The sequence below is a fragment of the Advenella sp. FME57 genome (assembly GCF_014897675.1).
In the GTDB taxonomy this organism is placed as follows: domain Bacteria; phylum Pseudomonadota; class Gammaproteobacteria; order Burkholderiales; family Burkholderiaceae_B; genus Advenella.
The window spans coordinates 84351-108189 of the sequence record NZ_JABUXU010000002.1; the positions used below are offsets into that span (position 1 = coordinate 84351).

26 protein-coding genes are annotated in these 23839 nt (G+C 56.8%); 10 read left to right on the forward strand and 16 right to left on the reverse strand.

Going from position 1 to position 23839, the window contains the following annotated elements; all coding sequences use genetic code 11:
• Positions 1-124: 124 nt before the first annotated feature.
• Entirely contained in the window at positions 125-1069 is a 945-nt protein-coding gene (locus INT32_RS03360) for an AraC family transcriptional regulator (RefSeq protein ID WP_193087321.1), read from the forward strand.
• Positions 1070-1189: 120 nt separating this feature from the next.
• Here INT32_RS03360 and ruvB read toward each other — a convergent pair whose 3' ends face one another.
• From ruvB to INT32_RS03410, 10 genes are all read right to left on the reverse strand, one after another.
• Complete coding sequence (gene ruvB / locus INT32_RS03365) at positions 1190-2242, reverse strand: Holliday junction branch migration DNA helicase RuvB (protein WP_193087322.1); 1053 nt, start codon at positions 2240-2242, stop codon at positions 1190-1192.
• A gap of 99 nt (positions 2243-2341) precedes the next feature.
• Positions 2342-3616 carry a TRAP transporter large permease gene (locus INT32_RS03370; protein WP_193087323.1) on the reverse strand — a complete coding sequence of 425 codons (1275 nt, stop codon included), beginning with the start codon at positions 3614-3616 and terminating at the stop codon, positions 2342-2344.
• A gap of 188 nt (positions 3617-3804) precedes the next feature.
• On the reverse strand, positions 3805-4305 hold the full coding sequence (locus INT32_RS03375) for a TRAP transporter small permease (protein ID WP_193087324.1): 501 nt from the start codon (positions 4303-4305) through the stop codon (positions 3805-3807).
• A 26-nt stretch (positions 4306-4331) separates the two neighbouring features.
• The gene (locus INT32_RS03380; RefSeq protein WP_370540169.1) at positions 4332-5255 is read right to left on the reverse strand and encodes a TRAP transporter substrate-binding protein; all 924 of its coding nucleotides are present in this window, start codon (positions 5253-5255) and stop codon (positions 4332-4334) included.
• 480 nt (positions 5256-5735) lie between these two features.
• Entirely contained in the window at positions 5736-6302 is a 567-nt protein-coding gene (gene ruvA, locus INT32_RS03385; protein ID WP_193087326.1) for a Holliday junction branch migration protein RuvA, read from the reverse strand.
• A gap of 408 nt (positions 6303-6710) precedes the next feature.
• Positions 6711-7262, reverse strand: coding sequence for a crossover junction endodeoxyribonuclease RuvC (ruvC, locus tag INT32_RS03390; protein ID WP_193087551.1), 552 nt, complete (start codon positions 7260-7262; stop codon positions 6711-6713).
• A gap of 58 nt (positions 7263-7320) precedes the next feature.
• Entirely contained in the window at positions 7321-8910 is a 1590-nt protein-coding gene (gene purH / locus INT32_RS03395; protein WP_193087327.1) for a bifunctional phosphoribosylaminoimidazolecarboxamide formyltransferase/IMP cyclohydrolase, read from the reverse strand.
• A gap of 10 nt (positions 8911-8920) precedes the next feature.
• Positions 8921-9157 carry a helix-turn-helix domain-containing protein gene (locus tag INT32_RS03400; RefSeq protein ID WP_128395007.1) on the reverse strand — a complete coding sequence of 79 codons (237 nt, stop codon included), beginning with the start codon at positions 9155-9157 and terminating at the stop codon, positions 8921-8923.
• Positions 9158-9192: 35 nt separating this feature from the next.
• On the reverse strand, positions 9193-10206 hold the full coding sequence (gene dusB / locus INT32_RS03405; RefSeq protein ID WP_193087552.1) for a tRNA dihydrouridine synthase DusB: 1014 nt from the start codon (positions 10204-10206) through the stop codon (positions 9193-9195).
• Between the two features lie 49 nt (positions 10207-10255).
• Complete coding sequence (locus INT32_RS03410) at positions 10256-11413, reverse strand: FAD-dependent monooxygenase (RefSeq protein WP_193087328.1); 1158 nt, start codon at positions 11411-11413, stop codon at positions 10256-10258.
• A gap of 121 nt (positions 11414-11534) precedes the next feature.
• Between INT32_RS03410 and INT32_RS03415 the strand changes: the two genes are divergently transcribed.
• Both INT32_RS03415 and INT32_RS03420 read left to right on the forward strand, forming a co-directional pair.
• The gene (locus INT32_RS03415) at positions 11535-11969 is read left to right on the forward strand and encodes a hypothetical protein (RefSeq protein ID WP_226816467.1); all 435 of its coding nucleotides are present in this window, start codon (positions 11535-11537) and stop codon (positions 11967-11969) included.
• A 60-nt stretch (positions 11970-12029) separates the two neighbouring features.
• Complete coding sequence (locus INT32_RS03420) at positions 12030-12959, forward strand: cytochrome c oxidase assembly protein (RefSeq protein WP_370540170.1); 930 nt, start codon at positions 12030-12032, stop codon at positions 12957-12959.
• 123 nt (positions 12960-13082) lie between these two features.
• On the opposite strand, the gene INT32_RS03425 is transcribed toward INT32_RS03420, so the two are convergent.
• From INT32_RS03425 to INT32_RS03435, 3 genes are all read right to left on the reverse strand, one after another.
• Entirely contained in the window at positions 13083-14078 is a 996-nt protein-coding gene (locus tag INT32_RS03425) for a YheT family hydrolase (protein ID WP_370540167.1), read from the reverse strand.
• A gap of 135 nt (positions 14079-14213) precedes the next feature.
• Positions 14214-14672, reverse strand: a complete 459-nt coding sequence (locus INT32_RS03430; RefSeq protein ID WP_193087330.1) for a nuclear transport factor 2 family protein — start codon at positions 14670-14672, stop codon at positions 14214-14216.
• Positions 14662-14859: a zinc-finger domain-containing protein gene (locus INT32_RS03435; RefSeq protein WP_193087331.1), complete on the reverse strand. Its 198-nt coding sequence runs from the start codon at positions 14857-14859 to the stop codon at positions 14662-14664. Before INT32_RS03435 ends, INT32_RS03430 begins: the two co-directional genes overlap by 11 nt.
• A 277-nt stretch (positions 14860-15136) precedes the next feature.
• Here INT32_RS03435 and INT32_RS03440 point away from each other — a divergent pair, with 277 nt between their 5' ends.
• The 3 genes from INT32_RS03440 (at position 15137) to INT32_RS03450 (ending at position 17743) form a co-directional block, all read left to right on the forward strand.
• Positions 15137-15901: an AzlC family ABC transporter permease gene (locus INT32_RS03440; RefSeq protein ID WP_193087332.1), complete on the forward strand. Its 765-nt coding sequence runs from the start codon at positions 15137-15139 to the stop codon at positions 15899-15901.
• Positions 15898-16218 (forward strand): AzlD domain-containing protein, encoded by a 321-nt coding sequence (locus tag INT32_RS03445; RefSeq protein ID WP_193087333.1) that lies wholly within the window; start codon positions 15898-15900, stop codon positions 16216-16218. The genes INT32_RS03440 and INT32_RS03445 overlap by 4 nt, the downstream gene beginning before the upstream one ends.
• Before the next feature lie 106 nt (positions 16219-16324).
• Complete coding sequence (locus INT32_RS03450; protein WP_193087334.1) at positions 16325-17743, forward strand: DEAD/DEAH box helicase; 1419 nt, start codon at positions 16325-16327, stop codon at positions 17741-17743.
• Between the two features lie 159 nt (positions 17744-17902).
• Here the strand turns inward: INT32_RS03450 and INT32_RS03455 are convergent, their stop codons facing one another.
• Positions 17903-18289 (reverse strand): thioredoxin family protein, encoded by a 387-nt coding sequence (locus INT32_RS03455; RefSeq protein ID WP_193087335.1) that lies wholly within the window; start codon positions 18287-18289, stop codon positions 17903-17905.
• Positions 18290-18390: 101 nt separating this feature from the next.
• Between INT32_RS03455 and INT32_RS03460 the strand changes: the two genes are divergently transcribed.
• The 4 genes from INT32_RS03460 to phaP all read left to right on the forward strand — a co-directional run bounded on the left by INT32_RS03460 (position 18391) and on the right by phaP (position 21898).
• The gene (locus tag INT32_RS03460; RefSeq protein WP_193087336.1) at positions 18391-19203 is read left to right on the forward strand and encodes an EI24 domain-containing protein; all 813 of its coding nucleotides are present in this window, start codon (positions 18391-18393) and stop codon (positions 19201-19203) included.
• Positions 19204-19251: 48 nt separating this feature from the next.
• Entirely contained in the window at positions 19252-20061 is an 810-nt protein-coding gene (locus INT32_RS03465) for a molybdopterin-binding protein (protein WP_193087337.1), read from the forward strand.
• A gap of 106 nt (positions 20062-20167) precedes the next feature.
• A complete protein-coding gene (locus INT32_RS03470; RefSeq protein ID WP_193087338.1) occupies positions 20168-20974 on the forward strand; it encodes an IclR family transcriptional regulator in 807 nt (268 codons plus the stop codon).
• A gap of 342 nt (positions 20975-21316) precedes the next feature.
• Positions 21317-21898: a TIGR01841 family phasin gene (gene phaP, locus INT32_RS03475; protein ID WP_193087339.1), complete on the forward strand. Its 582-nt coding sequence runs from the start codon at positions 21317-21319 to the stop codon at positions 21896-21898.
• 110 nt (positions 21899-22008) lie between these two features.
• On the opposite strand, the gene INT32_RS03480 is transcribed toward phaP, so the two are convergent.
• Both INT32_RS03480 and INT32_RS03485 read right to left on the reverse strand, forming a co-directional pair.
• Complete coding sequence (locus INT32_RS03480; RefSeq protein WP_193087340.1) at positions 22009-23070, reverse strand: quinone-dependent dihydroorotate dehydrogenase; 1062 nt, start codon at positions 23068-23070, stop codon at positions 22009-22011.
• 6 nt (positions 23071-23076) lie between these two features.
• A complete protein-coding gene (locus INT32_RS03485; protein ID WP_193087341.1) occupies positions 23077-23829 on the reverse strand; it encodes an arginyltransferase in 753 nt (250 codons plus the stop codon).
• Positions 23830-23839 lie beyond the last annotated feature (10 nt).

Here is a 23839-nt window from a genome sequence, read left to right on the forward strand (position 1 = left end):
CAAATAAGAATGATTGTTATTTATAATTCGTTAATTATAGAAATAATGTCATAATTCATATTAAATATGTTAGAAAGCACAGTTTTTTTGTTGCAAAATTGTCTACACACGAGTACCCAAATCAATGACCAGAACCTTTACGTATGCCGATTTTGTGCAATATGGCGAGCAGCACGGGGTAACGCATTACCTGCCCGAGGCCATTGTGCAGGATCCGAGCCGCCACCAGGAGACCCTGGCTTACGGGCAGGTGCGCGAATACGCGCTGTGCCAGGGCGTGACGCTGCTGCATACCGATATGCATTTTCTGGTGCCCTATCACGCCCAGTCCCGCGTGCAGGAGGCGTATTCTTTTGCCATGCTGCTCAACGGCCAGTTGCGCATCGGGCGCGAACGTTCGCCCTTGCAAACCGTGGGACCGGCTTGCGGTATCAACACCAGCTATCGCAATGAGCGCATGCAGACCCATTACCTGCCTGGGATGCGGCTGGCGGCGCTGGATGTGCTGGTGGACCAGACGCAGATTGAGCAGAACGCCTATACCGAAAGACTGCTACCCATACTGGATGCGGCACCGCCCACGTTTGCGGTAGCCGAACAGGATGATGCGTTTCTGGACAACGTGCGCTTGCAATTGCAGATGGCGCAGGACGACAGTGTCAGTTCGTTGATTTACGAGGCGTTGGGCCTGCAATTGCTGGCCAGGGTCAGGGCGGCGCCCAGCGCGCCGGCAGAATGGCAGAACAATGACAGACTGAGCCGACAGGACCATGAGCGACTGGGCGCGCTGCGCGAATACATTCACAGGGAGCCTTGGCAATTGCACACCATACGCTCAATGTCGCAATTTACCGGCATGGGCGAGAGTGCGCTCAGAAAGAAATTTCAACTGAAATTCAATACGTCTATCATGGCATGCGTCAAGGAATATCGGTTGCAGATGGCGCAGCGCTATCTGGAGCAGGGCGAATCGGTGGAAAAAGTGGCCATGCTTGCCGGTTACCGGCACAGCAGCAATTTTTCCACGGCATTCAAAAGGCGTTTTGGCGTTAATCCACGCCGCTGGTAGATTAACATGGCTTAGCAGATCACCAAGAGTAGTGGAGGCTGAAACGAAGGCATAACCTGAGAGGTAGGCTGCGCGGCAGGACCGGGGCTGTTGCAGCCCCGGTGGTCTCGGTCCCGGTGTTCAGAACAGCGGCTTGGTCGGGCCTTCCGGCGGCGTGCAACCCAGATGCTGCCAGGTAGTCAGGGTCGCCACGCGCCCCTTGGATGTGCGCTGAATGTATCCCTGCTGGATCAGGTAGGGCTCGATCACATCTTCAATCGTATCGCGCTCTTCGCCCACGGCCGCCGACAGATTGTCAATGCCGACCGGTCCGCCATCAAATTTATGCACAATGGTTTCCAGAATCTTGCGATCCATCAGGTCCAGCCCCATCGGATCGACGTCGAGCATGGCCAGGGCTGCCGTTGCCGCGGCATTGTCAATGACACCGTTGGAGCGCACGTCGGCATAGTCGCGCACGCGGCGCAGCAACCGGTTGACAATGCGCGGGGTGCCGCGCGAACGGCGCGCGATCTCGTGGGCGCCCTCAGGCGTGATGCCGGCATTGAGCAGATGGGCGCTGCGTGAAACAATGCGGGCCAATTCTTCGGTGTTATAGAATTCCAGGCGCGAGACGATGCCGAAGCGATCGCGTAGCGGATTGGTCAGCATGCCTGCACGGGTCGTGGCGCCCACCAGTGTGAACGGCTGCAAGTCGATTTTGACACTGCGCGCGGCCGGGCCTTCGCCAATCATGATGTCAATTTGGAAGTCTTCCAGTGCGGGGTACAGAATTTCTTCCACAACAGGTGAAAGCCGGTGAATTTCGTCAATGAACAGGACGTCGTTTTTTTCCAGATTGGTCAGCATGGCTGCCAGATCGCCGGGTCGCTCCAGCACGGGGCCGGATGTCTGCCGCAGCTGTGAACCCATTTCCCGCGCAATGATGTGGGCCAGCGTGGTTTTTCCCAGACCGGGCGGGCCGAACAGCAGCACGTGGTCCAGCGCTTCCTTGCGCATGCGCGCAGCCGAAATGAAAATTTCCAGTTGTTCCCGCACCCGGACCTGGCCGACATATTCGTCCAATGCCTTGGGGCGCAGGGCGCGCTCAATGGACTCTTCGTTCGGGGTCATGGGCTCCGGAGAGACAATGCGAGGGGCAGCGCTGGTGAGCGCGTCGTTTTGAATGGCCATGGGGCAGCGGTATCTTCTTGAAGACTGAGGGTCTGGGCCTATTTTACCTGATTCGCCGGGCTGCGCTGCCCGGGATGATCGATCCTTGGCGGTATCTCGTTAACGGTATGCCAGATCACGCAGAACCAGGGAGATCCACGGCACGTAGGTAATCAGGATCAGACACAGAAAAATGACGCCGACAAACGGAATCAATGACTTGAACAGTCGTTCTATGGGCAGCTTTGCCACGGCGCATGCGGCAAACAGGTTGACGCCGAATGGTGGCGTAATCATGCCCAGGGCAAGATTGACCACCATGATAATGCCAAAATGCGTCGGATCTATCCCAAATTGCTGGGCCACTGGCAGCAGTAACGGCGCCAGCACCACAATGGATGCGGAGGTTTCAATGAACATGCCGATTATGAACAGGGCGGCGTTGACGCCCAGCAGAAAAGCGACTTTGTCGGTAAATATGTGGCCAAGCCATTCGCCCAGCATATTCGGTACACCGGCGCGATTGAGCAGGAATCCGAACAGGCCGGCGTTGGCAATGACAAACATAATAATCGCCGTGGAAATAACGGTCCGGTGCAGTGTTTCGGTCAATATGCCAAATGAAATACGGCGATAGACCAGGGTGCCAACGATCAGCGCATATACTACGGCAACCACTGATGCTTCGGTCGGCGTGAATATGCCTCCATAGATACCGCCCAGAATAATGACCGGCATCAGCAGCGCCAGGAACGACTGCTGGAAAGCTTTGAATATGGGTAAGCGCCCATCGGCATCCTGCTTGCCATAGCCATGACGTTTGGCATAAATCCAGACATACAGCATCAGCCCTGCGCCAATCAGTACGCCCGGGAGGATGCCGCCGATGAACAGCTCGCCCACCGAGGTGTCGGTGGAGACCGCAAACAGAATCATGGGAATGGAAGGCGGGATGATCACGCCCAGTTCGGCGGCTGTTGCCTGCAGCGAAGCCGAGAACGGCTTGGGGTAGCCGTGGCGTACCATGGCTGGTATAAGGATCGCGCCTACCGCAAATGTGGTGGCCACGCTGGAGCCGGCCACTGCGGCAAAAATCATGCATGTAATAATACATGCCATGGCCAGCCCGCCCTGTACCGAACCGACCAGGCTCTTGGCAAAATTGACCAGTCGGTCCGAAATGCCGCCGGCCTCCATCAGGTTGCCGGCAAGAATAAAGAAAGGAATGGCCACCAGAGGGTATTTATCCAGCGAGGCAAAGATCTGCTGGGCAATCACCAGCCAATTGATACCGGCTACATATACGCCGAGCAGACTGGCCAGCCCGATGGAAACGGCGACCGGGATGGTCAGTGCAAAACAGACCAGCATGGATAAAATCATCAATTGCGACATAATCTGTCTCGAAGGCGGTGGAAATGTGGGCGGAGCAAAAAACCGGTCATGGCCTGCAACACCAGCCGAGGTACAACAACATCATGTTGCGATTCAGTATCGGGACCCGGGCCCGGGAAGGCGCCCGTTTATACGTACCTGCGGACAGGCCGCTACGGGATGCAGGCCCCGAATCACGGCCAGGATCGTTACAGCAGCGTCAGATCTTCTTCCTGGGACTCTTTTCTGGCATTGGCCCAATGGACAATGACAGCCAGCAAGGCCAGCGCCATCCCGACAGGAATGGCGGCATAAATCCAGGAAATGGAGATGCCCAGGCTTGGAATGGTCTGAAAGCGCACCCGATAGGTCATGAGCACGCCGATCCAGGTCATCAATCCGAAAAAGACTGCCATAATGAGCATGACCAGATGCTCCAGACGGCGTTGCCAGGGATCTTTGAGCAAGGAATGAAGCATTTCCACTTTGAGCATGGCGCCCTGCCGACAGGCCAGCACCACGCCCAGCAGAACCAGCCAGATCATGGCAGTGCGGGTCCAGCCCTCACTCCAGTCCGATGGTTCCTGCAGGATAAAGCGCGCGATCACCTGGTAAAAAGAGGCGCAAACTGCTGACACCAGAAATAGCTGGGCAATGATGGAAATTAGACGAAACAGGGTACTGTCCAGCAAGCGTGTCAATGCGTTCATTCAGGCCTCCGTGATCAAGCAAAGAATCACTTGGTATTGCGGATGGATTCGACCAGTTCCTTGCCGAATTTTTTGTAGAACTCGGGATAGACCGGCTCCACCGCCTTGACAAAGGCATCGTGATCAACCTTGTCTTGCACCTGCATGCCTTCTTTTTTCAGTGTTTCAACGCCACTGGTTTCCACGTCGTCGACAAATGCACGCATGGCTTTGGCTGCGGCCAGGCCGGCCTCTTTGAATTTGGCCTTGTCTTCATCGGACAGACCTTCATAAACCGAGGGAGAGACCAGGATCAGGGCAGGACCGTAGACGTGTGCTGTCAGCGACAGGTGTTTTTGCATCTGCGACAGTTTGGCCGATACGATCACGGAAATCGGGTTTTCCTGGCCATCAATGGTGCCTTGCTGCAAGGCGGTGGCAACTTCCGGCCAGGCCATGGGGGTAGGCAGCATGCCGATCTTTCGGAAGGCCGTTATGTGGATCGGATTTTCCGTTGTGCGAATTTTCAAACCCTTCAGATCAGCCGGCGTTTTGACTGCACGCACGTTGTTGGTCAGGTGGCGGAAGCCCTGCTCACCCCACGCAAGCGCGATCAGGCCTTTGGCCGGGAAATCGGCCAGCAGCTTCTGGCCGATCGGGCCGTCCAGCACTTTGCGGGCGTGATCCAGGTCGCGAAACAGAAAAGGGATATCAATGACCCCCGTTTCAGGAACGAAATTGAGTGTCGCTCCGGTTGACACAACGGCGGCGTCAATGGTGCCCAGCTGCAGTCCTTCGATTACTTCCCGTTCGCCGCCCAGGGCGCTATTGGGAAACTGCTGAACTTTGAACTGACCACTGGTGCTTTTGCCAAGGGATTGTTCAAAGGCATCTGCTGCGACACCATAGTGTGAAGTCTTGGACAGGGCATAGGCCATTTTCAGTGTTTGTTCTGCCATGGCTGGCGCCATGACAACGGCTGACAGCAGGCTGGTTGCCAGGGTTTTCTTGATCCAGTGAGCGCGCATAATATTGTCCCCCAAAGTGGGTGTTATAGGTCGAAATAAAATTATCGGGTAACTTTACGGCAATATTTGCGGCGCACAGTGCAATTCGATTGCGACTAGTGCAAACCCTAGGGAATCTGGCCGCTGGGTGGCTGTCAATGGTCGCGGTTGGTGTCAGCGTGCTGGGACACGGCACAGGGGAAAACAACGGCGCACGCCCATGCGTTCAGCACCAGCGTAATCGCATACAGTATAGGACAGCGTAATCATGTGCAGGGTTATCTTTGCGGGTCGATATCGTGCCGGTACGGCATCGACCTGGGGCAGTGGTCTCTCATGCCGGCGTCTATGAGTGATGTCTATGGGCTGCGCTTATGGGCAGTTGTATGTACGGTTTTGAGGACGCCATCATGGCGGCTTTATGGCACGCCATGTTGGCAATACTTAGCTGGACAGTACTTTGAGCGCGGCGCGGATGCCTTCGGAAACGCCCAGATCAGCCGGCAACGATTTGACCGTCGCTCGCGCTTCTCGATCGGAATAACCAAGCGCCAGCAACGCGTTAAGCACATCGTTCTGACTGGTGGCCGCAGGCGTGGCTGGTGCAACGGCATCGAGCTTGCCGCGTAGCTCCAGCAGCAGGCGTTCCGCCGTTTTTTTGCCAATGCCCGGTATCCGGGTGAGCAGGGCGGTGTCCTGCTGGGCGATCGCTGCCGACAGATCGGCGCTGCTCATGCCCGAGAGCACCGCCAGGGCAGTGCGTGCGCCAATGCCGGTGACCTTGATCAGGGCCCGGAAGGTGGCGCGTTCGTCCTGTCGCAGAAAACCATAAAGGACATGCGCGTCGTCGCGGATGGCCAGATGGGTGTATAGCGTGACCTTGGCGCCCGCTTCGGGCAAGTCATAGAAAGTGCTCATGGGCACATCGATATCGTAGCCCACGCCATTGACATCCAGGCACAGGCCCGGTGGTTGTTTTTCAATCAGCAGGCCGGTCAGTCGTCCGATCATCAGGAACTCCACAGACCCTGTTTTATGCAGGGATCATCAGAAAAAGTCAAAGAGCTATGGTACACAACCTTGTCGCCTCCCGCTTGAAAAACAGAGTGATTACTCAAGTACGCTTGGCAAACGTTGCGGGCAGTTATCAGCACTACCATCGCAGGCGAGGGCGATCGATCGCCCCGCTGGTTCGAGCGACATCAGAATGCTGTCATGCTTCTGATACACCAGTCGTTGTGCAGTGGGTTCGCGCTACGAGTGCTGTGATTTTTTCATAAGTGTCATAGTGCAACGTTTTGCAGATATCAACATATAAGGACCAGGACAGAGGCGGTGAGCGATAAACGGGAGTGCGCCCCTGAAACGGTCCTGTCACGGCAAGGTGCTGGCAAAACGCCCTTTGCGTTGCTGTCGTTGTTAATCTATCAGCCGGCCAGCGCGCAGGCGGCTTCGACCACGCCGGGCACCCAGCAGTGCATCCTGATCGGCCAAGCGCGACGCCAGCGGCACGGCGTGCGCGTGGCAGATGGCGCAGGCCAGTGCGTCAGCCGGATCCGGGGCGGGCAGGTTGTTGAGCGTCAGCAGGCGTTGCACCATATGCTGGACTTGCTCTTTTTGCGCATGGCCGTTACCGACCACTGCCTTTTTTATTTGCAGAGCGGTGTATTCAGTCACATCCAGGTGCCGATCCGCCAGCGCGCACATGGCTGCGCCACGGGCCTGGCCCAGCAGCAGGGTCGAGGCCGGGTTGGTGTTGACAAAGACTTTTTCAAGCGCGGATTCGGTGGGAGAATAGGTATCGACCACCTCGCGTATGCTATCGAGGATGACTTTAAGGCGTTCGTGTAGGGGGATATCCGAGGGGACCACAATGGTGCCGCTGCCCACGTAGGAGATGCGCATGCCGGCAGCGTCTATCACACCAAAACCGGTGCGACGCAGGCCCGGGTCAATGCCAAGAATCCGCAACATCAATGACTCCCTGGAGTTGCCCCCGGCACGGGCCGGGGCTTTATGACAACTGCAATTAGTGACGGAAGTGCCGGGTGCCTGTCAGTACCATGGCAATGCCGTGCTCGTCGGCTGCGGCGATCACTTCATCATCACGCATGCTGCCGCCGGGTTGAATGACGCAATCGGCGCCCGCCTTGACGATGACATCAAGCCCGTCGCGAAACGGGAAGAAAGCATCGGATGCGGCTGCCGTATTCTGCAGCGACAGACCGGCGTTTTCGGCCTTGATCGAGGCGATGCGGGCAGAGTCGATACGGCTCATCTGGCCGGCGCCTACGCCGTAAGTCATGCCTTCACGGCAGAAGACAATGGCGTTGGATTTGACGAACTGAGCCACATTCCAGGCAAACAGCAGATCATTCATCTGCTGCGCTGTAGGCTGCTTGCGTGTGACAACTTTGCAGTCGGCCGCTGCCAGCGGTTTGTGATCGGGATTCTGTACCAGCCAGCCGCCGCCAACACGTTTGACGTCAAAGGCGTTCTGACCATCGCCCAGGGCAACGGTCAGGACGCGGACATTTTTCTTGCTGGCCAGCAAGACCAGCGCATCGGGCGTGTATTCGGGTGCAAGCAGAACCTCGACGAACTGTTCGCTGACGGCCTGTGCGGTCGCTGCATCTACGATGCGGTTGAAGGCGATGATGCCGCCAAACGCAGACGTCGGATCGGTCTTAAATGCCTTGCGATAGGCGCCGGCCGCGTCTTCGGCGACGGAAACGCCGCAGGGGTTGGCGTGCTTGACGATCACGCAGGCGGGCGCTGCGAAGGTGCGCACGCACTCCCAGGCTGCGTCGGCATCGGCAATATTGTTATAGGACAGTTCTTTGCCCTGCAATTGGACATAGTTGCCCAGTACACCGGCCGGCACGCTTGCGTCCAGATAGAACGCGGCGGACTGATGCGGATTCTCGCCATAACGCAGCGCCTGATGTTGACGCAATTGAATGGTCAGGTTCTCAGGCCAGCTTTGGCGGGCAGGTTCGTTTTCCTGTTCAGGCTCGGCCTCGGTAATCGCGCTCAGATAGTTGGCAATGGCGCCATCATAGGCAGCGGTATGTGCATACACTTTTTTCGCCAGGGACAGACGCAATCCGTATGACGTGCCGCCCTGTTCGTCAAGCTCGCGCAACACGGCTTCGTAATCGGACGGGTCAATCACAACGGTTACGCCACCTTCGCGCGTGCCGTGATTCTTGGCAGCTGCGCGCAACATGGCCGGTCCGCCGATATCGATATTTTCAACGGCATCGGCAAAGGTGCAGCCGGCCTTGGCGATGGTTTCGCGAAAGGGGTACAGGTTGACCACCAACAGATCGATCGGATCGATATTGTGCGTTTTCAGTGTGTCCAGGTGCGTCTGGCTGTCGCGTCGCGCCAGCAGCCCGCCATGGATGCGCGGGTGCAGGGTCTTGACCCGGCCATCCAGAATTTCGGGAGACTGGGTATGTTCTGCAACCTCGGTTACGTCCAGCCCTTCTTTTTTCAGTAGCGCCGCGGTGCCACCTGTTGACAGAAGTTTTACACCCCGGCCGTGAAGCGCACGGGCGAAGTCCACGATACCGGTTTTATCCGATACGGAAAGCAAAGCGGTCTTGATAGTCATGAGAGAATAATTACAGTAAATGATGAGAAATCAGTTTCTTGCGCAGCGTGTTGCGGGTAATGCCCAGCATGTCTGCAGCGCGCGACTGGTTATGTCCGGCCTTGAGCATGACCACTTCAAGCAGCGGCTTCTCTACGCAACTTGTGACCATGTTCCAAAGGTTGCCGGCTTCGCCGTCGCCCAGTTCTTTAAAATAAAGTTCAAGGTTTGTGCGTACACATTCCTGAAGGTCTTGTGTGTTGTTCATAGTGGCGGTATTGGGGAAGTTCTTGTTGTTCTGACTTAATGGACTGCAGCTTGTGGAACCCGCGGTGCCGATTCATTGACCAGCTTGGTGAACCACTGATTGACTGCATTGTACTGCTCCTGACAACTTTCGAGGCGATTCATTTGTTGCCGAAACAATTCTGCATCCGGAAGACTGCTTATATACCAGCCGATATGTTTGCGGGCGGTGCGCACGCCGGTGTATTCACCATAGAACCCATAGTGATGGTCAAGATGGGCAAGCAGCACATCGCGCATATGTTCCCACGATGGCGGCGGCAGAAAGGTTCCGGTTTGCAGATAGTGATTGATTTCGCGAAATATCCACGGATTGCCCTGAGCGGCGCGGCCCACCATAATGGCATCGGCGCCGGTGTAATCCAGCACATACCGTGCCTTGACCGGATCGGTGATATCGCCGTTGGCGATCACCGGAATGCCAATGGCAGCCTTGACTGCGGCGATCGTATCGTATTCGGCCTGACCGGTATACAGATCACAGCGGGTTCGGCCGTGCAGGGTCAGCGCAGCAATGCCCGCGTTTTCCGCCAGCCGGGCAATGCGCAAGGCATTGCGATTTTGCCGGTCCCAACCGGTGCGTGTCTTGAGCGTGACCGGCACGTCAAAGGGCCGGCAGGCAGCCACGACCGCCTCCAGAATGCGCGCCACCAGATCTTCGTCGCGCAGCAGCGCCGAACCCGAGGCGACATGGCATACTTTCTTTACGGGGCATCCCATATTGATGTCGATGATGCGTGCCCCCTTGCCAATATTAAATAGGGCAGCCTCGGCAAGCATGGCCGGATCGGCACCGGCGATTTGTACCGCGATCGGGTCGATCTCGCCATCATGATTCAGCCTTCTGGATGTCTTGACGCTTTCCCACAATGCCGGATTGCTTGCAGCCATTTCCGATACGGCATAGCCGGCCCCCAACTGCTTGCACAGCTGACGAAAAGGCCTGTCGGTCACGCCCGCCATGGGAGCAACAAAAACAGGATTGGGAAGGGACCAGTTACCAATTTGCATGGACACATTTTAACCAAGGTTGGCCCGCGGGGCCGGCAAAGCCGCTGGCCTAGTTACGATAACCCTGCAACAGGTGGCGGGCCAGCGGTCGCCGCAACGGTTTGGCCAGGTCCAGCGCCAGCAAAGATAACCCGCAGGCATGTTCGATTAGCGGGTTGCCGGTGGTGAAAATACGTGGCATGAAATCGGTCAGTTGACGGGTGATGCCGCGATCAGCACGACGCGCCCCAGCAAAGACGGCCAATGCCGGCTGGGGATCCTGGGCAGGGTCGATGAGCCACGGTTGCAGTGCTCGCAACAGCCCCGCAACGTCGCGCAGCCCGAGATTAAGCCCCTGGCCCGCCACCGGATGCAGCGCCTGGGCCGCATTGCCTATGGTCACAATGCGGCCGTTTACGGTGTTCTTGCTAACGCTGAGGGCCAGAGGGAAAATATGACGCGACTCCAGCACGGAAAAGGGCCCCAGGCGGTCACCGAAGTGGTCGGTGAGTGCCCGGGAAAAGCTGGCGTCGTCTGCTGTCAGCAGTTCGCGGGCGCGCGCCGGGCTGGTGCACCAGACGATCGACTGGGCATCGGCAAAGACCGGGTGCGGCAGGACCGCCAGCGGGCCTTCGCAGGTAAACCGCTCCCAGGCCCAGCCTGGTCTGGGCAGGGCGGCGCGGGCGGACGTAATGATGGCATGCTGGTTGTAGTCGCGCAGTTGCGTGTCCGGCTTTGCGCCATCGCATTGCACGACAATGCGCGCCCGATAGGTTTTACCGTTCTGGCTGACGCTGGCTGTGGCGCTGTCTGGTTCATTGGCGACAGTGGCCGGCGCGCCGGCCAGGCGCAAGGTGTGACCGACGTTCACCTCCTGCTGCAGGCTGGCGTGAATCGCGCGATAGGGAACCACATAGCCTAGCGCAGCAACGTCAAAATCGGTGTGGGTAATGAGCGTTCGCCCCAGGCGGCCCTTTTGCGAGACATGCACGGTTTCAATGGCAGCGTATTGGCCGGGCCAACCCTGCAATTGCTCCAGAAAGACCCGGCTGCCGTGATTGAGAGCAAGCACGCGCGTGTCGCGGGCCGGGTTATGCATGACCGGATGGTCGGCCTGGAACAGGGCGACCGTTGGCCTGATGCCGGGCAGTTTGTCCAGGGCACAAGCCAGCGCCAGCCCTACGGGGCCGGCGCCGATGATTGCAATATCGAAGTCAACATTTTCCATGCCGCTATTTTACCCTTTTGCCTGAAAAAATCCGGCACACGCACCTGTGAGCCCGCCTGTCGTACAATATAGCCTTCAAAGTTGGCAGCGTGCCTGACATAGTGCAAATGTTGAATCAGAAATGTTGAATCAGTTGTGGCGGGCCAGGCCTGCAAACCATTTTCGTTCCAAAACTGTTGCCGGGTTTCTGGCCTGTTTTTTTGGCGTGCTGAGTCTGCAGGGCTGGTATCTGAAGCGCCCCATTGCACCTGTCATTACGCTGTTCAGTCTGGCAATGCTGGCATGGTCGTTCACCCAGCCCGTGTGGTGGGACTCCATTCCGTTTTTCTTCCTGTTCATCCCGCTTTGGGCAGGTTTCATTGAGTCGGCTGTTTACTGTCTGCGCGCCGATGAAAAATTCGACGCGCTCTATAATGTCAATCAGGTGCGGCGCAAACCGTCGGGTGTGCCGCCAGGGCTGATGGCGCTGCTCAATTTGCTGATTGCAGGCATGGTTTCCATGTTCACCCTGTCCATGGTTGTGGCGCACGTCACCTGCCTGCACATGACCTGCTAGTGACCGGGATGCCGTTTATGATACGGCGCCGACATCTTCAAGAGGTTTTATTCGATGGATCTGGACTTGATGCATTGGCTTGCCCCCTGGGAGTTTTCTCCTACGCTGATTGCCCTGTTTCTCCTTGCCGGCTGGCTGTTTGTGCGCGGCACACGCGTGCATCGCGTCACGCTTGCGCGACAGCTTCTGTTCTGGTCAGGTTTTGTGGTGCTTTATCTGTCGCTGCATACGCATGTTGACTATTATGCCGAGCGCATGTTTTTCATTCACCGCATTCAGCATCTTGTATTGCATCACCTGGGCCCCTTGCTCATTATGGGCGCCTATCCCGGGCAGGTGATGCGTGCCGGTCTTCCCCTGCGCGCGCGCGTCTGGCTGCGCGATTATCGTCGCAGTTTTTCCGGCAGATTCATCACCGGTGTGCTGACCAATAAAATCCTGGTCCCGTTCCTGTTCGTCTTTCTGGTGTTGTTCTGGCTGTTGCCGACCATCCAGTTTTACTCCATGCTCGACTGGCGCCTGTACCGGCTCATGAACTGGTCGGTTGTGGTCAGTGGGTTCATGTACTGGAACCTGATCCTGGATCGTCGCCCTTATGTCGCGCCTATGCTCACGGCCAAGACATGGGTCGGCCGTTTCTTTCAATGGACGATTGCTTCGGGCTCCCCGGCTGTGCTCTCGCCGGGCGCGCGCATTCTGTCGCCCATCATCACCATGTTGCCGCAAATGATCGTGGGGGCAGTCATCACATTTACTACTACCGATATCTATCCGCTCTTCGATCTTTGTGGACGGGCGCTGCCCATGTCTGCGATAACCGATCAGAGTATTGGGGGCCTGACCATGTGGATTCCGGCGGCGATGGTCGAAACCTTCGGCCTGCTGTTTGCCCTGAGCACCATGATGCGCCTATCTGCCAAGGGGCGTCAGAAAACCGGCAGGCAGATGCGTGAGATGCGCCTGGCGCAGCAGCAGCTCAGGACCGTGTGACGCGGGCTGTGGCGCGTTGTCTGATGAGACGGTGCTGATCGTGGCAATACACGACGCGCACTCAATGCCAGTCCTTACCGGGTTGGTGCGTTGCGTAGCGGCAAGACGGCTCGCACGAGGACCTTATTGGTTCTGCGTAAAAAACTGTTCGATTCGGCGCGGCAGCCAGGTCAGCTCGCCGCGTCCCGAACCGCTGGCAAAGCCGGCGTGGCCGCCACTGCATGGGTAGTGCAGCAGCACGTGATCGCTGCCCTGGGCAGGGCCGGGCAGGCTGGCTTCGGGAATAAAGGGATCATTGCGCGCAATCAATAGCAGCGTCGGTACGCGAATATCCTGCAGATAATATTGGCTTGAACAGCGCGACCAGTAATCCAGTGCGCTGCGATAACCGTGCACAGGCCCAGTATAGGCGTCATCGAACTCTAGCAGCGTGCGTGCCTGCAGCGCTTTGTTCCAGTTGACGGCGTCCGGGAAGGCGCTGGCTTTTTGCTGTATTTTGCCGCGCATGGAGGCCAGAAAATGAGGGGTGTACACATAGCGACCCATCAGGCTGGTTTGCAACCGCATGCCGGTGGCCACCAGATCTACCGGTACGGAAATGCCTGCTACAGCATTGAGCCAGCTCAGATGTTGGCCTTGTTCCCCTGTATATTTGAGCAGGGCGTTGCCTCCCAGGGAAATGCCCGCTGCATGCCATTGCGCCTGGGGTAACTGGCGGCGTATCTGGCTCAGGATGAAGTCAATATCCTGGGAGTCGCCGGAAAAATAAGAACGGGCCCGCAGGTTTGGCTCGCCCGAGCAGCCGCGAAAATGCGCCACGGCAACCATCCATCCGCGTTCAACAAAATACGCGCCAATAGCCTGGGCGTAATGGCTTTGGCTGCTGCCTTCCAGTCCGTGAAAAATGACCAGTGCCCGACCATTGAATTCGCAATGGGTATGCGCTTGTGGTCCGGCCCAGTCGATATCCAGAAAATCACCATCGGGTGTATCCAGTCGCTGGCGTACGAACCGCTGTTGGGGTCGGCGTCCCCACTGCATGGCGGCAATCGTCTGGATATGGCCTTCACATTGCCAGTTCGGGGAAGGGCAGGCGTCAAGTTTGAGTCGGGCAGTCACAGCAGGTCCAGTGATTCCGTTGAGTCAGGCACATGAAATTTCAGGCAGGCAAGCATGGCCGGGCCAGGGGTGAGAGGCGTTATTCTTGTCCTTTGCGATCGCGGGTGCGCCCGACAGGACGGTGTTGCAGGTGGATTAATGCAGCACGTTGGGAATGTCGTGCATTTCCGATAGCAGAACGTCAGAGGGGGCGGGGGCTGAATGATGATGAACCATATGCCAGCCGGTGCGACCTTTATGGTACACATTGGTTGCATAAAACAGCAGTTCCCGATTGCCCCGCGGGGTATTGGCCTGAACTTCCTCGATCATAATATGTATGACGGTCATGCCGTAGGTAATAACCACGGGATGATGGGCATGAATATGGAGCGGGCCGCTATTGAGCAGCTCCTGCCAGGAAGCCTGGATGGCGCTGGTGCCCGTCAGGCGCTCGCCGCCCGGATGAATGCAAACGGTTTCTTCATCATCGGCCCAGGTATGCATGACACGCATGACATCTCCCAGGCGCAGCGCTTCATAGAAGGCCTGTTCGACCTCCTCGGGGCTGGCGAAGACCGCGCGCTTGGGCGCAGCAGTGCTTTTAGTGCCCATGCACTTTCTCACCTTCTTTGAGGCGGTATACGGTGCCGCAATAAGGGCAGGCTGCCGAGCCGGTTTTGCTTACCTCCAGAAAAACGCGTGGATGCAGGCTCCAGGTCGGGGCATTCGGGCCAGGGCAATAAACAGGCAGATCGCTTGCAGACACCTCGATGGGTGCCGTTTGTACTTGTGCAGACATCAGTTACTTCCTAAAAATGCGGAAAGACATGTTATGCGCGCTGTACAAACGGCGCGCACGTGTATTTGATGGTAAACAGCCCGAGTGTTGCCGCGCAGCGTCACTTTGCTCTGGCCGATTGGTGCTGACGTATTATATTTCTGCCCTGGGGTGGGTGCAATGAGGATGAGCGCGTTGCTTTTGCTAGAATTCCCAACATATCTTCATTGTCTACGCCGCTACCGGGCATCCGTTCATACGCCGTCGCACAGCGTATTGTACAGCACAAGGAACTATTTTGTTTTCCCCGTTTACTCTTTTAGCGCGGGTTTTGCCTGCCGCCAGCGACGCGCACCGGCTGGCGCGCCGACAGGCCGTCCAGCTGGGGATGCGGGCTGTCGCTCCTCATCTGCTGGCGTTGTCCGCATGGGGGTTCGTGTCCGGGGTGGCCATGGTCAATTACGGCTTGTCCTTCTGGCAGGCCATGATCATGTCGCTGTGGGTGTATGCCGGTTCGGCTCAGCTCACGGCGTTGCCGCTGATGGCCGCTGGCGCCCCGGTATGGATGGTATTTCTGGCCGGCTTCATCGTCAATATCCGGTTTGTCATATTCGGCGCGACGCTTTATCCGTTTTTCGAACGATATTCCCATTTCAAGCGGCTGGTGCTCGGGTATCTGCTGACCGATATCAATTATGTGGTGTTTGTCAGCCTGTTCCGTCATGTCCGCCAGAAACGGCGCACGGTATATGTATGGACCTATCTGTCCATGGGGACCGCGATTGCGGCAGCGTGGCAGTTAAGTACCCTGGCCGGTGTGCTGATCGGCGATCGCGTGCCGCGTGAATGGTCACTGGAGTTTGCGGGAGTACTGACGCTGATGGCCGTTGTCATCCCGCTCATCAAGGGCCGGCCCATGCTGGTGACTGTGCTGGTCGCCGGTGCGGTGGCCTGGCTGGGCCAGGCGCTGCCGCTGCGCATGGGGCTGTTCATCGCCATTGTGGCCGGGATCGCTGCCGGCATCCTGTCCGAGAAAGCCATGAGCAAAGGAATACGCACATGAGTGACACCTATATAGCGCTTATCATTGTGCTGCTGGGCATTGGTAGCCTGCTGACCCGGGCTGGCTACCTCATGCTGGGCCAGTATTTCCCCTTGAGCAAGACCGTGAGCCGTGGCCTGCGCTACGCCCCGGTTGCCGCCTTGACGGCTATTATCGTGCCTAGCCTGTTGCCCTGGACTGTGGGGCAGTGGCCGCAGGTCGGGGCCGAGTTTTTTGCGGCGCTCGTCGCTGCGCTGGCTTTTTTGCGAGTGCGTAATATTCTTTTCATGATTGCTGTCGGTATGGTCGTCTTGTGGCTTTTACGCTGGATTTTCTAAGGCTTTCTCCCTATTTCCGGGCCGATGGGCATAGATGGGTACATGAGTAGAGTAAAATGACGTTTTCGCGGCTTGCCGCAATTTTCAGTTCCTTCACATACACTTAATGACCGACGCCAATAAGACTACCTCCGGCAAAACCACTACCTTTGAATCCTTTACCGAGGTCGGCCTGCACCCCGATCTGCTAAAGGCGGTGATGGCCAGTGGCTATACCAAGCCAACGCCCATCCAGGAACAGGCCATGCCGCTGATTATGGACGGGCGCGATATCATGGGCGCGGCCCAGACCGGCACCGGCAAAACAGCGGCATTTACGTTGCCGTTGCTGCACCGGCTGATGCCCATGGCCAACAGCAGCATGTCGCCAGCCCGCCATCCGGTACGCGCCCTGATCCTGGCGCCCACGCGCGAACTGGCCGATCAGGTCGCAGAAAGCGTTAAACGCTACAGCCACAGCTCACCCTTGCGCGTGGCTGTTGTTTTTGGTGGGGTAGATATGAATGCCCAACGCGACCAATTGCGCAAGGGCTGTGAGCTGCTGATCGCCACGCCGGGACGGCTGCTGGACCATATCGAACAGAAAAACGTCAGTCTGAGCCAGGTCAGCGTGCTGGTGCTGGATGAAGCCGACCGCATGCTGGATATGGGTTTTCTGCCAGATCTGGAGCGGATCGTCAGATTGCTGCCCAAACCACGCCAAAGCCTGTTGTTTTCGGCGACGTTCAGTAACGATATTCGCAAGCTGGCGCGCAATTTCCTGAACAATCCTGTGGAAATCAATGTGGCGCCGCGCAATGCCACGGCCGAAACCGTCACGCAGATCGCCTACCCGGTTGCACCAAACGAAAAGAAAGCAGCGGTGCTGTATACGCTTAAATCGCGCAACCTGAGCCAGGTCATTGTTTTTGTCAATACCAAAATCGGCGCCAGCCGTGTCGCCCGGGAACTGGTCAGTGAAGGCATCAATGCCGAGTCCATTCACGGCGACCGCTCCCAGGCCGAGCGCATCAAGGCGCTTGAGGGCTTCAAGTCTGGCGAGATTGCCGTCCTGGTGGCAACCGATGTGGCGGCCAGGGGGCTGGACGTGGTCGGATTGCCTTGCGTAATCAATATGGACCTGCCGTATAACGCCGAAGACTATGTCCACCGCATCGGCCGCACCGGCAGGGCAGGCGCAAAGGGCGAGGCCATCGCCTTTTACACACAAACCGAAGAACGCCTGCTGGAAGATATCGAAAAGCTGATCAAAACGCCGGTGCCAAGGGGCGTACTGTCCATCCCCAGCGTTTTTCTGGCACGCGGACATCACCCGGCGCGGACCACAACCGGCAAGCCCGAACGTTACAAGAAAACATTTCCTGCCGCCCGGGCTACGCCCATTGACGACTTTTTCTTTCGCCCTTACGAGCCGACCAAGCAAAATATCGAATCCGATACTTCGGTAAATCGGCGTGCTGAAGGCCATGGTCCCAAACCCATGCTGGCCGTTTTGCTGGGCGGCCGTCCCAATACCGAAAACTAATCGGCAAACTCATGTTTCAGCCGCGTTCAAATACTTGAAACCGCGGCTCACGACTCCCACATTCCTGTTTAAATCAAGGTTGCGGCAAGCGGGCATCGATGGTGCTGCGCGGCTGTCGCTGTGTTGCCTGGCCTTGCGCCTGGCTCGGCTGACCTTGTCTCAGGCCGAGGCGGTCAACAGCGTGCGCATATCGGCCGGCCCGTCGGCGCGTGTGTCGGGATCGTCGCCCACGGCCTGCAGCATGCGTTCCAGGTGACTGATGTAGGGCAGCATGGTACCGAAAAACCGGGTTTGCCCGTCGGTCTGAATCAGCAGGGTAGGGAAGTTCTCAACGTCCAGATCATCCAGCAGTTCGGGATTGTCTTCAACGTCGATCCACAGGAACAGATGCTGGGGGTAGCGTTCACTCATGGCCTGGAAGGCTTCGTGGTAGTCGCCGCAAGTATCGCACCAGGCTGCGCAATAACAGGCAATAAGCCATGTGTCGGGATTGTCCAGCGCCTGGAGCAACTGGGGAACATGCTGGCCGGGGGTTTGAATGAACATATGGGTCTGCAAATGAGTAACGGGTGACGGGTAACGAGTAATAAGTAACAGGTAACGGTTGGATCTGAAACCATTTACGCCATCGCGCAAAAGGGAAAGTTATGCAAAATAGTACACCATTCGGACAGCAATCAGAAAGCGTGCCATCGCCATACGAAGGCGTCGGCCGCGCTTTCGGACGTGCAATGGTCTCACAGCTGCAGCCACGCATGTTGCTGGCGCTGCTGCTGCCGTTTGCCGCCGCGCTGATCGTCATGCTGTTTTTTGCGCGGTTCCTGTGGGAGCCGGTGGCCGATTGGTTGAATCTGTTTGTCACGCAGTCGGAAATGATGACTGGCATCGAAAGCGGGATGGCTGGCGTCGGGCTGCTTTCCATGACTATCTATCTGGTTCATATTCTGGTGTTTGTGATCATGGTCACTATAGGCAGCAGTATTGGTCTGCTGATTGCCGCTGTGCTGGTCATGCCCATGGTGGTAGGCCATGTGGCGCGCACCGATTATCCGGAACTGGATCGCCGCGGCGGTCAGGTCTTTGTTTCAAGCCTGATGAATTCGACCAAAGTGATGCTGGTTTTTATCGTTGGCTGGGTCATTACGCTGCCGCTGTGGCTTATCCCACCGGTCGCCGTGCTGCTGCATGTATTCTGGTGGGCTTATGCATTTACCCATATGTTGCGGTTTGATGCGCTGGTCGAACATGCCACGCGGCAGGAGCGAGCGCAGATTATCGCCGGCCGGCGCGGTGGCGGATGGCTGATCGGCACAATCTGTGCAACGGTCAACCTGATTCCCCTGACCTGGATTGTATTGCCCGTTTTTACGTCCCTGGTCTATGCGCACCATGGGCTGGCTGCACTGGCCGAACAACGTCGAAACAGCCCGGCGCTATTGTCGTCACAGTCCAATCTTTAGCGTTAGAATAGCGTCATCCCGAGACGGGCCAACAACAGGATGAGCATTATGAACGATAAGGCAGCACGTAAAATCAGTTTGATCATTGTGGGAGACGAAATCCTCTCCGGCCGGCGTCAGGACAAGCATCTGTCCAAAATCATCGAGTTGCTTGCCGCGCGAGGCATGCAACTGTCGCGCGCCGAATTCCTGCCGGACGATCTTGAAACCCTGATTGCTGCATACAAACGCAGTTTCGCGTCGAATGATATTGTTTTTTCCAGTGGCGGCATTGGCGCTACGCCCGATGACAAAACCCGCACGGCGGTCGCGCAGGCGCTGGGTGTGTCGCTGGCCCTGCATCCGGAAGCCGAAAGGCTGATCACCGAACGCTTTGAGCAACTTGCGTTGGAAGGGCGCGGTACGCATGATCCTGGCTCGCCAGAGAACCAGCGCCGGCTGGCCATGGGGGTGTTCCCGGTTGGCGCCCAGATTGTGCCCAATCCCTATAATCGCATTCCGGGCTTTTTCATCCAGGACCATACTTTTGTCCCGGGATTCCCGGAAATGGCCTGGCCCATGGTCGAGTGGACCCTGGATAACCGTTATGCGGATTATCAGCACCTGAGCCAACTGGTCTCGCACAACATCCTGGCCTACGGTGTTCCCGAATCGCGGATCACGCCGGCGTTAGAGCATATCGAAACGAATTGGGCCGGCATCAGCACTTTCAGCCTGCCGACCATGGGCAAGGGCGCGGGCGCTTATATCGATCTGGGTGTCAAAGGCGAAGAGCCGGCCGCCACTGCAGCGTTCGATTATTTGAAAGGTGAGATCTTGCGCGTGGGCGGCCGTTTTCATGCGGACAAACCCGTATAAAGGGCCTTATTGTCGTATTCGAAAGAAAATCCGACATTGTCGGGTTTTCATTTTTCACAATATGATATAAAATATATTGCACCGCAATATTTTGAATCCCTCCATCATGGCTAACCGGCTCTTAACTACGCAGGCTGCGTCCGATTCCGACAAGACGAATGCTGTCTCCGGCATCAGTATCCAGGTCCTGGAACGCACAATGAAAGTGCTGGATGTGCTGGCAGACCAGCCGCATCCAGTTTCCCTGAAGGACATCGCGGCACTTACGGCGCTGCACGCCTCAACTGCCCATCGCATACTGAACGATCTGGCGGTCGGTCGCTACGTCGAGCGTGTCAACAACGGCATGTATCAATTGGGTATCCGGCTTCTGGAGCTGGGTGCGCTGGTCAAGGATCGGCTGAATGTGCGCGATGTGGCGCACGATCATCTGCAAACCCTGCACCATCTGACAGGGCAGACCGTGAACCTGTCCATCCAGCAGGGCGATGACATTGTCTATATTGATCGCGCCTGGAGCGAACGCTCGGGCATGCAGGTTGTGCGGGCCATTGGCGGGCGGGCGCCACTGCACCTGACCTCTGTCGGTAAACTCTTTCTGGCTTCGTCCGACGCCCGTTATGTGCGTGCTTACGCTACGCGCACGGGCTTATCGGGCAACACCCGCAACAGCCTGACTGATCTGGATCGCCTTGAGCGCGACTTGAGCTTTGTACGTCGCCATGGCTACGCCCGTGATAACGAAGAACTCGAGCTGGGCGTACGTTGCATCTCTGCCGGGATCTACGACGATTCGGGCAAACTGGTGGCCGGGCTTTCCATTTCCGCGCCGGCAGAGCGTCTGCAGGAAGAATGGGTGGAAATGTTGGTAGGCACTGCAGCAAAAATATCTGCCGCCCTGGGTTACGAATAGCCTGTAGCATGACGATGACGCCTACTTGAACATCCCGTCAGGCATCTCTTGCGTGTCATGGTGCAGTCATAACATTCATATAATATTCAATCAAGTATCGCAGTTTGACAGATGGACAAAGCGGATTTTGTTGCATTGCACAAAAAATGCTTGACCTGCTGAAAATGACGTGTATAATTTTAATTGTGCAATGCAACAATAAAAAGGGTGGGTGGTCGTAGCCCGGGAAGTGAAAAGAACATTGCCGCCGATGCAGCAAACTGTTTTAGCAGATACCTATCGTGCACGAGCACCAGGCCCTGTGTAACTTAACACTGTACTATCTACCGAGGATATATCATCATGAGCGCCATTCCACAACAAATTCTTGATCGTCAAAAATCTACAATGAACGCGGCTGTTGCCGTTCAGAGTTCCCTGTTCAGCGGCTTTGAAAAGCTGGTTGACCTGAACCTGAAAGTAATCAAAGCGACATTGGGTGAAGTTGCAGAACAAACTCAGCAAGTTGCTGGACTGAAAGACCCACAAGAAGCTGCTGCTTACGTGTCTTCACTGGCCCAGCCCAACTCAGAAAAAGCCGTCGCATACACCAAACACGTGTATGACATCGTTTCTGGCGTCAACAATGAACTGATCAAACTGACAGAAGCGCAAGTTGCCGAAGGTCAGCAACAGGTTTCCGAAGCCATTGACCAACTGGCCAAAAACGCGCCTACAGGTTCTGAAAGTGCTGTTGCGTTGATGAAATCATCACTGGCAACGGTATCTACTGCCTATGATTCAATGAACAAAGCTGCCAAGCAGGCTGCTGAAGTTGCTGAGTCCAATATCTCTGCGGCAACCAATGCAACCATCAAGGCAACAGAGACAGCCACCAAAGCTGCAGCAACGGCAAGCCGTTCAACTGCTCGCCGCCAGGCTTAATCTGCGCCAATAACGGGCGAGCGCTTCGGCGGCGCCCGGGATGAAAAAATAGCCCTTTCACTGTGAGGGGCTATTTTTTTGCGTATTCGAAAAGGATGTTCGAAAAGCAGTCAGGCTGCGCCGGGCTGGCTTATCTGTGCAATTGCCCTGACGCATTCGTCCACCAGCACGGGACCCCGATAGATCAGTCCCGTGTAGAGCTGAATGGCATTGGCCCCCGCCTGCACTTTTTCTGCTGCCTGAGCGCCTTCCATAATGCCGCCCACGCCGATAATGGGATAGTCGGCAGCCAGTTCCCGCCGCAGACCCCGAATGACTTTGAGTGATGCTTCATGCACAGGCATGCCGGATAAGCCGCCTTTTTCCTTGGCATGGGACAGCCCGTTGACGCCTTTGCGTGACAAGGTTGTATTGGTGGCAATGACGCCATCAATCTCGTATTGCGACAATAGCCCGGCAATGGTGGCGATCTGGTTGGCGTCCAGATCGGGCGCGATTTTTACCACAACGGGCACGGCCCGCCCGTGTTTATCGGCCAGTTCCTTGCGTTTTTCGCGTAACGCGGTCAGCAAACCGGTCAGTTCGTCTACCTGTTGCAGGGCGCGCAGGTTCTGGGTATTGGGCGACGATATGTTAACGGTCACATAATCGGCGTGCGCGTATACGCCGGCTAGCCCCAGCAGATAGTCATCGGCTGCCTGTTCTATAGGGGTGGCCACATTTTTCCCGATATTCAGGCCCAGAATGCCGCCGCGTTTTTTCCATTCGCTGCGGGCCACATTGGCCAGGAAGGCTTCCAGCCCCTGGTTATTGAAACCCAGGCGATTGATCAGGGCGTTGGCTTGCGGTAGGCGAAACATGCGCGGTTTTGGATTGCCCGGTTGCGCCTTGGGCGTTACTGTACCTACCTCTATGAAGCCGAAACCCATATGGCTTAGCGCGTCAATATAGGCGCCGTTTTTGTCCAGGCCGGCGGCCAGCCCGACCGGGTTGGGCACATTCAGGCCCAGCATGCGCAAGGGGGCACTGGGCCTGGCATCGAGTACCTTTTTCAGCAGGCCCCATTGATGTAATTTGTTCAAGCCTTCCAGGGTACGTTCGTGCGCCCGTTCAGGGTCCATGGAAAACAGGACCGGGCGGATCAGCGGATAAAGGCGATAGGCAAGTGACATGGCGAATCAAAAAGAGGATAGTTCAGACAGGTCAATGTTTGCACTGTCGATCCATCGGTGGTTAATATAAAGCTCGATAGGCCGGAAATTGATTTTGTACGCCATTTTGCGGCTTTGAGCGATCCAATAGCCCAGATACAACCACGGCAGGCCCCGGTCTTTGCAATGACCGATTTGCCACAAAATGCCATACGTACCCAGGCTGCCAGCATAATCGGGATCGTAAAACGTGTATACGGAGGATAACCCGTCATCGGTCACATCGATGATGGACACCATTCTGAGCACCTGGTCCTCGTCATGGAACTGCACCAGTTGCGAGTCGATGCGGCTGGTCAGCAGAAACTCTTCATATTGTTCGGCGCTGTCGTCGTCCATGCCGCCACCGGCGTGGCGCGAAGCCTGGTATTTCTTATACAGGTCAAAATGACTTTCGTCCCATTCCAGGGGGCGGATGCTGGCCCGCAAATTGTCGTGGCGTTTCAGAATGCGGCGCTGGGTGCGGTTGGGCGCGAACTGCGCGCAGTTTATTCTGACTGAAATACAGGCGCGGCATTGGTCGCAGCGGGGGCGGTAGGTAAACAGGCCACTGCGGCGAAAGCCATTGCGCAGCAGCTGGGCATAAACCGGCGGGCGAATCAGGTGCCCGGGCACGACGACCTGTGAGCGCGCCATTTTTCCGTCCAGATAGCTGCAGGAATAGGGCGCGGTCAGATAAAACTGCAGGACGTTGAAGGATGGATCGTGGATATCGCTCATGGCTGGTTAC